Here is a 6529-nt window from a genome sequence, read left to right on the forward strand (position 1 = left end):
TTCCGTTGCGAACGTCATCTCTCATGACGGCGGAATCCGAGTATCACATCTTTGAAATCAAATCGCTCATGCAGAAAATTTCGAATGATTCCGGCGATCGAATAGCTGTGGTTTTTCCGATATCCGGAGTAGTGAAAGTCGCGGTCGGGCAATTCGACGTCCGTCACGCTGATGACGCGCGGCCGATATTTCAAAGTTCGCCAGAACCGGTGGAGAATCGAGACGTAGCCCACCAGATCAATCAGAACAACCGGGCGGTTCCGCTCAATCGCACCCGTAATCACCTGCGGTGCCCAGTCAGGATATGGATCCTCCGGCAATTGCAGAATCTGATCCGGATTCAGCGAAACGCCGTGCACCGCCAATTCCCGCCTCAGAATGCGCATACGTTCAAAATAGGGAGAAACCATGGTCGGTCCGGTGATGATTAGCGGATTTTCCCGCTCTTCCGGGGTAAGCCGGCCGGCCAGGTCTCTCATCAGCCCCTCTTCATCGTGGCAAACCGCAGCGGTATTCACTCCGAACTGACGACGGAAAAAGATCAGCTGCGGAAAGTGCTGCTGATGCAGCGCCGTCACAAAGGAACTTTCCACCGGCCCGACATGAAACCAGATCAGCATATCCAGTTCATTGTCCGTAACCATCGCTTCAGGAGATTTGTCCGCATACTCCAGCCAGCGCAGATAAGGAAAAATCAGCAGCTGGTATCCCGTGGAATTGACCGCCTCCATCAAATCGATGAACACCTTGACTCGATCATAGGAGATGATGCTCTCACGATCCCACGGAGAAAGAACCAGGCCGATCCGCTTAAGACTATTCGACTGCCGGACCGCCAACGGTCCGGGGAGAGCCCGGACAAACGTGCCGATCCCCGGGCGGACCTCCAGAACTCCTTCCCGCTGCAGTTGTGCTACGGCCATGCGGGCTGTAACCTGACTGACCCCGGCTGCTGCGGCAATTTCACGGTTGGAGAGAATGCGCTGGCCGATGCGGCCGGAAGCAGCGAGATTTTTTTTCAGACTGGCAGCCAGCCGCCGGGACAATTCACCGCGATTCGCCTGCGGCTCCAGTAAAAGTTTCCTATCGGTCTGCATCATGATCCACTGATTGTTCTTCCATCGGGATTCCCCCGGGTTCCGATGAATATTATAACAAAAACCGGCCGGAATGTCAATAGGCTCCGATTTTTTTTTGAAAACGTGGATTTAAGCCGCAATAAGCCGCACCTGAAGCGGAGGATGAGCGCCGGCCCGAAGAGATTCCGTTCCCGCCTCCCCGGGAAAAAGTGTCCCGCGGAATCGTCCCAGTCTCTCCAGCCCCAAAATGAGTTGCTTTTTTGCGAAGAGGAAGATCGTACGCATCGAAAGAAGAGAAGAAGGAAACCGCGAATTCAAATATACATAATCGATTCATTCCCGTACGAACACGAAAACGGGAATGGCACATCGCGACGAAAAGCTCGTCGTAATTCTTCTGATTTCACCGAAACTCGTGCAGTGTTTCCGCCTGACGGGCCGCCCCGAGGCGCAACCGGCGCAGCAGCAGCGTTCCGCAGCCGACGACTCCGCCGACCGCCGCGGCCAGATAAAGTCCCGCCATGGCTCCGCCCAGCAGGCGCGGAATGACGATCTGCTGCCGATAATCCGCGCGCGTGGGCTCGTAATTGATCTCGGGCGACGCCATCGCCTGCTGAACCGGCGGAGAATTGACCCATGCCTCGTAACTCCCGCCGAGACTTCCGCAACCGACTCCGAGCAGCATTCCCGCCGCCAGCAAAACGGCGGGAACGCCGATTTTCCCGTGACTGCGATCCATCGTCCACGCCGCCAGCGCGACGAAGGCGCCGCTCAAAAGCACCATCAAAAACAGCGTCAGCAGCGGCCACTCATGTTCCAGCCGGATTCCGAATTGCGCAAGTCCGAGCAGCGGCAGATATCCGGCAGACATCCCCAGCGCAAAGCCCCGCATCTCAAAGCCGGGAAACATCCAGAGCAGAATTGCACCGACCAGCCATAAAGATCCGAACATCAATAAATTCGCATATTTTCTCATACCCGCCTCCCCGGCATTAACTTACTGCGTCAACCCGTGAATTCAAGCCGGATAACGCATTTCCGCACAAATTTTCCCGGACTTGCTTGCGAAAAAAAAGAAGCCGGTGTATCTGTAAGGAAGAGGCTTCTGCGGAAGCCGTGAAAGTCAGAGGCTCTCATGGGAAATAAGTACCGTCCCGGAAAGCCCCGGAAGCAAGAGGCATCCGGGGTGGAAAGGGAAAGGAGGATTCACCGAATGAAATGTTTTCTGATCTGTCTGCTGGGCCTTTCTGTTGCGTTCGAACTCCTGGCAGGGGAACCGCCCCTGCAGTTCAAGGTCGACTTCAAAGAGGAGAAAATGACTCAGCAATTCGCCAGGAACGACTTGCCTTTCATCGTGGAAACCGATACCGTCATCAAGGCCAATTCCGATGAGTGGTGCGAAAAACTGGAACTGCTGATCAGCGCCGAAAGTACGGGCCAATTTAATTTTTTTGACGCAGAAGACAAATACGAGCGTCCGGCTGTCACAGGAAGAGCTTTCTACGATACGAAAATCACCCTGACCGAGGGAATATCCCAAGTCAGCACAAGCTCCTCGGCGGGTTATCTGCTGCAGGTGATGGAACCGGGTTTTTTCCATCATCAGATTCTGATTGAATGCGAAAGCCCGCAATGGAAAGACGAGAAACTCCCCGAATTTCTTGAGATTTACCTGATCTATTCTCCCGCAATCATCCGTGTCAACCGGGGGGTATTCACCCTTTCCCCGACGAAATTCGGAATGTATACCTTCAAGGTTCGCCTCAGGAAATAGAGCATAAAGTTCCACTTGCATCGGAACGGGGAGAAAGAAAATGGCTTGCTTTTACAATGTTTTTTTCGCGATTCTCCTGATCTTACCGGTCATTCTGCTGAGCTTCCCCCTGCGGGGCCGCCCGGCCGAGGAGTGCGTATCCTTCAGGCAGACCGTGACCGGCGACGGCCCGTTCCCGCAACCGGATCTCCCCGACCAGAAAAAGGAAACGTTATGAAGCGCCTTGCCTTTCTGCTCAGCCTCGCCTTCGGGCTTCTGCTGCTCTCCCCCGGAGAGGTTCGGGGAACGGCTGATTTGGACGACCTCGAAGTTCTCGCCGGAGAGTGGAAAGAGACCGGGGAGGTCAAGAAATTGTTCGACACCCCCCTCGGCGCCGTCTACAAATTCGGACTCAGCGACCGCCATTCGGTTCAGGCACAGGCGTTCCGGACGAGCACCGGAGGAATCGAATATCGCGAACCGCATGAGAAAAAATGCAGCTGCGACCGCTGCAAGGCGGAGAAAAAAGGGATCAAGGGCTTGCTGCAAATCAATTTCGGCGGCAGAAAAGTCAAGCCCAAACGGTTCGTCGTACTCGATTTCAAACTTCGCGCCTATCCCGCGCTCGACACCCGAAGCACGGCGGAATTCCGGTTTCAGCTCGTCCGGAGCGCGGAGGAGAAACTCAAGTCCGATTACCGCGACCTGAACGGACTGCTCGACATCAGCAGTCGGAACAACTCCCCCCGAACCTTTCAGACCGCGTATGAACTCCGGCCGGAACAACCGGAAATTTCCGGGATCTGGTACGGCCCCGCATTCGGCCCGCGGACGTATCGGATCATTTTCGATACGGCTACGGGGGAGCACACCTATTTCCTGAACGGCCGCAAATTCATACTTCACGACGAACATCCGATCAAAGGGAACCGCATCGAAATCAGCACGTTCGGCATTCTCTGCCAGGATGTGGAGGGCAGCTGGCGCCGCCATCTGGAAATTTCACCGCCGAAAATCTTCCGGTTCAACTCTCCGGAACTGCTCGACGAACTCCCGGAGCCGTCGATCGGACTTTATCCGTATGACGGTTATGTTCTGCCCGATCTGGCGAAGAAACGCTACTCCCCCGATCAGGAGTACCGGAAAGTTCGAACGAATTCCAACCCGGATCTGCAATACGCCTATGCCCTGCGATGGCTTTACAGCGACGGCTGCCGCCCCGATCAGGCGCTGAATTTGCTTGAGAAAGCGGCTGATGACGGTCATGTCCTTGCGAATTATGAACTTGGAGTCTGCCATTATCGCGGGTACGGCGTGGAACGCGATCAGAAAAAAGCGGATCGGTATCTCGAACAGGCGGAGAAGTCCGGCTGCACCGCCGCCCGGATGCTGCGCGGGATGATCCTCTGGCGGAAGTATCATCAGCCCAGGTTCACCAACGGCAAACGATGGCGGAAAGAGTTGGCGGAGTATGTTCTCTTTGCCGCCGGACAGCAGAGAGGAACCGGCATGGAATGTCTGATCCATGACTGCTGTACCTTCCGGGATATTCTGTTTGCCGACAATACGATCTTTTTCTGTGCCGAATACTCTCCGAGGCTGTTCACATACCGCAGTTTGATTCATTATCACGATGCGTTCCGCCGCCACCCGGCAACGGAAAAGGAGGCGGAACGGTTTACGTCGCAGCTGATCGAACGGACGATTTCCCGGGGATATCTCCCCGCTTATCTGGAAACGGCGCGTTATCTTGAGTTTGGGAACCGGGAAAGGCAACCGCGCGCGGAAACCGTGGCGATCCTCAGGAAAGGCGTGGAACACGGCGCGCTCGACAGTTTCCTGTATCTGCTGACGCTGCAGGCGCAGAACGGCGAACTCAAATCGGACGATTTCACCCCGCTGAATGCCCTGCGGCTCGGGGAAGATCCCGCCTATCTTTTGCTTGAGTACGCCGCGGCACACCGCGATTCTCCGAACGTGCAGACACTCCTGCGGTCCGGCTGGGAGGAGGCCGAACGCTGCTGGACAGAAGATCAGACGCCGGAAGCGCGTTTTCTGCTTGGACTCCGGCTCTGGATGAAACAGCCGAGGCCGTTCAGCTCCGTGGTGACTCCGGAACGCGTACTCGTCACCAGAGAGGCCGGGGAAGCGGACGAATCCCTGCCCTGCGGGCATACCCGGCTCGAACAGGACGAGCCGGACGAGAACGACTTCCGTTCCGGGTTCGAACATCTGGAAGCGGCGGCGGAGGCGGGGATTCCGGGAGCGCAATATCTGGTTGGATATTATTTCTGCATCGGGGATATTCCCGGCAGCAAGGCCGGAATCAGGCAGGACGAATTGTGGAAACACGGAGTGGAACTCATCCGAAAGGCTGCAAAAGGCGGCAACTGGAAAGCCCGTTATTTCGTTCTGGAACAGGAGGTGGGAGCGGCGATGCCGAGCCGTTATCCTGAACTTCTGAAAGAGATTGACTCGTTCTGCGCGCTCCAATACGCTCCAGCGTACCTGCTGAAAGCGAAACTGCTGGAAAGGCAGAAGCGCCCGCGGGAAGAGTTGCAAAAGGCCTATGCCGAGGCGGCTGAACGGGGGGCATACATCGGCTGGTATTTTCTGGCGTTGCGGGCGGAAAAGGAGAACCGGCGGCAGGAGGCGCGCGAACTGTGGGGGAAATACATCCGCGCCGACCGCGAACACCGCCGTCAGGATCGTTACGACATCTTCTATCCGGAGCTCACGGTTAATCCGCTTATTCCGCTTCTGCTGCGTTCATCAGCGGAGAACAGGGTGGAGGCAGACCGGCTGCTCGAGCGTCAAAAACGGGGGAAGAAAGCCGACTGACGCCTGAGGCTGTCAAAAAACGGTCTGAACCGCCGCCGGGCGACTTGTACAAGCAGGCGGCGGGGAGTGTGGTGTTATCCCAGATGTGATCGACCAAGGTCACGCAGACTGCGGAAAGAGGAACATGATTTCGGCAGTTTCAGTCGCCCGGCGATGGGATGCAGCAAATCGAGGCCATTCCCCCGGGAATCTCTCTTTGAAAATTTGTCTGAACGGCGGAAGAGGTGCGTATCACGCCATCACGCGGATCGCAAATTCCGCCAAGATCGTGCAAAGTTTATGAATTCAGCGCTTGCATTTATCCGGAAACGTTCTATATTAATGGAACAGCTGCGGGGTGTGGCTCAGTCTGGCTAGAGCGCTGCGTTCGGGACGCAGAGGCCGGAGGTTCAAATCCTCTCACCCCGACCATTTTGAAAATTCTCCGCCGACCGGTCTTCTGGTCGGTTTTTTCGTTTTGGGGGTAAATTTGAGCTCAACGCCCCATTTTCCTGACAGCGGAGAATCTCCGCTTTTCTCTTATGAAGGTGTGCTTCAGACCCTCTCCCGGTAAATTCTCCGGGGGAGTAAAAGACCGGTCTTTTGGTCCGGAGAGCATTTTTTGACGGAAACACACGTCGAGAAAACGACTTTTGATCGTCAATTTTTTTCTGTCATACATTCATTTGGAAATCTTTTATTAAAGTAATATGTTGGTAATCAATGAATAAAGTAAAATATGCTTGCAAAGGACATGTGTTCACAAAATCAAAAGGTCGGTCACCTTATTTGCCTAATTCATAGAGCCAATTTCAAAAGTATTGGCTCTCTCGTGTTAATCACTTGTTTTTTCGTGCGTCAAAACCGTTTCGGCGCA

5 protein-coding genes and 1 tRNA gene are annotated in these 6529 nt (G+C 55.1%); 4 read left to right on the plus strand and 2 right to left on the minus strand.

Features of this window, described 5'->3' with window-relative positions; genetic code table 11:
- Positions 1-14: 14 nt before the first annotated feature.
- Entirely contained in the window at positions 15-1100 is a 1086-nt protein-coding gene (locus Q0K10_RS01075) for a GntR family transcriptional regulator (protein WP_294501999.1), read from the minus strand.
- 382 nt (positions 1101-1482) lie between these two features.
- A complete protein-coding gene (locus Q0K10_RS01080; RefSeq protein WP_294502000.1) occupies positions 1483-2055 on the minus strand; it encodes a hypothetical protein in 573 nt (190 codons plus the stop codon).
- Positions 2056-2292: 237 nt separating this feature from the next.
- Between Q0K10_RS01080 and Q0K10_RS01085 the strand changes: the two genes are divergently transcribed.
- The 4 genes from Q0K10_RS01085 to Q0K10_RS01100 all read left to right on the plus strand — a co-directional run bounded on the left by Q0K10_RS01085 (position 2293) and on the right by Q0K10_RS01100 (position 6084).
- A complete protein-coding gene (locus Q0K10_RS01085; RefSeq protein ID WP_294502001.1) occupies positions 2293-2853 on the plus strand; it encodes a hypothetical protein in 561 nt (186 codons plus the stop codon).
- A 40-nt stretch (positions 2854-2893) separates the two neighbouring features.
- Positions 2894-3070 carry a hypothetical protein gene (locus Q0K10_RS01090; RefSeq protein WP_294502002.1) on the plus strand — a complete coding sequence of 59 codons (177 nt, stop codon included), beginning with the start codon at positions 2894-2896 and terminating at the stop codon, positions 3068-3070.
- Positions 3067-5673 (plus strand): hypothetical protein, encoded by a 2607-nt coding sequence (locus tag Q0K10_RS01095; protein ID WP_294502011.1) that lies wholly within the window; start codon positions 3067-3069, stop codon positions 5671-5673. Before Q0K10_RS01090 ends, Q0K10_RS01095 begins: the two co-directional genes overlap by 4 nt.
- Before the next feature lie 333 nt (positions 5674-6006).
- Positions 6007-6084 (plus strand) — tRNA-Pro (locus Q0K10_RS01100).
- Positions 6085-6529 lie beyond the last annotated feature (445 nt).

Source organism: uncultured Victivallis sp., from assembly GCF_944391105.1.
Taxonomy (GTDB): domain Bacteria; phylum Verrucomicrobiota; class Lentisphaeria; order Victivallales; family Victivallaceae; genus Victivallis.